This is a genomic window from Bifidobacterium sp. POST2/T3 (B1) (assembly GCF_058197115.1).
In genome coordinates, this window is record NZ_JBVPQK010000401.1 from 1 (window position 1) to 2,336 (window position 2,336).

Below are 2,336 nucleotides of genomic sequence, written 5' to 3' on the forward strand. Positions count from 1 at the left end.
ACCCTGCCGACTACTGCGCCGGGCCGGGCCACCCTGACAGCGGTGTCGGTGGACAGTTCGGTGCCCACGCATTCCAGAACCGCATCGGCTCCTGCTCCGTCGGTGAGGGCCATGACCTGCTCCACAGCAGCGTCGCCGCGTTCAGCCACGATGTCAGTGGCACCGAATTCACTAGCCAACCTTTGGCGGTCCTCATGCCGGCTCATGGCAATGATGCGTTCGGCCCCGCGCAGCTTGGCTGCTATGACTCCGCACAGACCCACTGCCCCATCGCCCATGACCACGACCGTGTCGCCTTCTTTGACCTGGGCAGTTGCGGCTGCATGATAACCCGTGGCCATCACGTCGGAGAGGGTCAGCAGAGAGTCGAGCATGTCGTCGCTGTAGTCCTCAGGTTGGCCTGGAATCTTCACCAAGGCCCAGTCCGCGTTGGTGAATCGCAGATACTCGCTCTGATAGCCGCCGCTCCCCCGCTTGTCCGGATCAAGGCAGTCACCGTCGAAGCCGGCCCTGCAAGCTGCGCAGTGCCCGCAGCCATGGGTGAAAGGCGCTATGACGAAGTCCCCTGGCTTGACGTGGGTGACATCGGAGCCCACCTTTTCGACCAGGCCGATGGCCTCGTGCCCTACGTGACTGCCTGAGGGCATTGAGGAAATACCCCGATACCACCACAGGTCGGATCCGCACACGCAGGCGCGAACGACCCGAATCACGGCATCTCCGGGCTTTTCGATGGTCGGCATCGGCGCTTCCTCCAGCTCGATGCGGCCTGGCTTCACAAACTTTGCTGTCTTCATGCTCCTGCTCCCCATTTTTCACTACCTGGCGGATCCGTCTGTCAAGTATGCGGATGAAACATAGTCTACGGAGTTCAATCCGCTCGAAGTCAAGTCAAATCCTTAGTGTGCGCGATTCATAGAGGTGCGGACAAGATTGTCACACGGGAATACGGTCATAAGATGCAGCCATATATTGGTGCCTTATAGGGGGGTTCTGCATAGGGGTGCCCTATAAGGGTTGCTATGTAGAGGTGGCGTATTGAGGTATCGTCATACGCCTTGTGACAAATCGTATGCATCCTTACATGCACGTCATAGGCCGAACCTCAACGATTCAACTCATTAGGAGGAGCTTTGTGGGCTGCCAAGTTCCTTAAGGAAGGAAGCATAGGCCTGGGGGTTGCGATGGTTTTTGCCTGCTTGGACAATCAGCCCATGATATTCACGCATATCGTTCAGTGACCATTGATCAACCCGAATAAAATCCGCCTCGTACTCTTCGCCCTCCTGGTATGACCGTAAAGAGGCCCACCCCAGACCGTCCAGCATCCGGCATGCATAGGCATCCCAGATAAAGCAACGCTGGCCGAATGCATAAAGCCGTATGACATCCGCCGTCTCACGTCCGACTCCGGCAATGGTGAGCAGGCTGTCACGCAGACCTTCATCCGCGCAGTCCTCAACATCAGCCGTGCGGATGCCGTGAGCCAGCAGCCACTGAGCCAGGGCTTTGCAGGTGCGTGCCTTGGCCTTCATAAAGCCGCTTGATCTGATCAAGTTTGTCAGCCTTGCCAGATCGACGTCGGCCATGTTGCAGGGGTTGAGCAGATCGGCCTTGCGCAGCTGCTCGATGGACATGGCCGCGTTTCCCCAGGCCGTATGCTGGACCAGCACAGCTCCGATCATCATCTCGAAGTCGGTCTCTGCCGGCCACCAATTCTGCAATCCCAGACGAGCGAGCAAACGTGAATACAGCCACTTTGAGCAACCGACATTTATCCTGCCTGAATTGCCCATAACGCCTCCACCAAACTACTTGACGCTTTTCATGGTAACAGCTGGTTCCAGCCGGTGCGGGGCGAGTCAGAGAATGGCAGGCGCCTGGGCGAAGTCAGTGATAGCGCCATCGGCCTCAGAGCGAATGGCATCCCAATCCTTGGCCGAAGACTGGTCGTACATGGCCCAGACCTTCATCCCAGCCCGCTTGGCGGAATCGACGGCGACCAGAAGATCCTCGAACACTGTGCATTGGTTGGGCGCGACGCCCAGCATCCGTGAAGCCAACAGGTAGATTTCCGGTTCCTCCTTGCCGATGCTTTTGGCATCATCCACGCTGCAGACCTGGTCGAAACAATCGGTCATCCCAGCGTGCTTCAGAGCAGCCTGTCGCAGGCGCGGAGGGAGGCTGGTTGCCACAGCCAAAGCGGCACCGCTTGCTTTTAGCGCCTGCAGGTAATCGAGTGCATGTGGCTTGGGCTGCACAGCTGTGGCGTAGAGCAGGAGTGCGTCCTCGTTCCACTCCTCCACAAGATCTTCTGGGCGCTCGTCAAGGTGGAA

3 protein-coding genes are annotated in these 2,336 nt (G+C 58.2%); all 3 read right to left on the reverse strand.

All coding sequences use genetic code 11. The features are described from left to right. Positions 1-797: alcohol dehydrogenase catalytic domain-containing protein (locus AC0AP0_RS12105; protein WP_490430654.1), on the reverse strand; the 797-nt coding region annotated here is incomplete at its 3' end. Between the two features lie 324 nt (positions 798-1,121). Beyond that, positions 1,122-1,742 (reverse strand): endonuclease III domain-containing protein, encoded by a 621-nt coding sequence (locus tag AC0AP0_RS12110; RefSeq protein ID WP_490430655.1) that lies wholly within the window; start codon positions 1,740-1,742, stop codon positions 1,122-1,124. 120 nt (positions 1,743-1,862) lie between these two features. After that, a partial coding sequence (locus AC0AP0_RS12115; protein WP_490430656.1) for an HAD family hydrolase occupies positions 1,863-2,336 on the reverse strand: 474 nt, incomplete at its 5' end.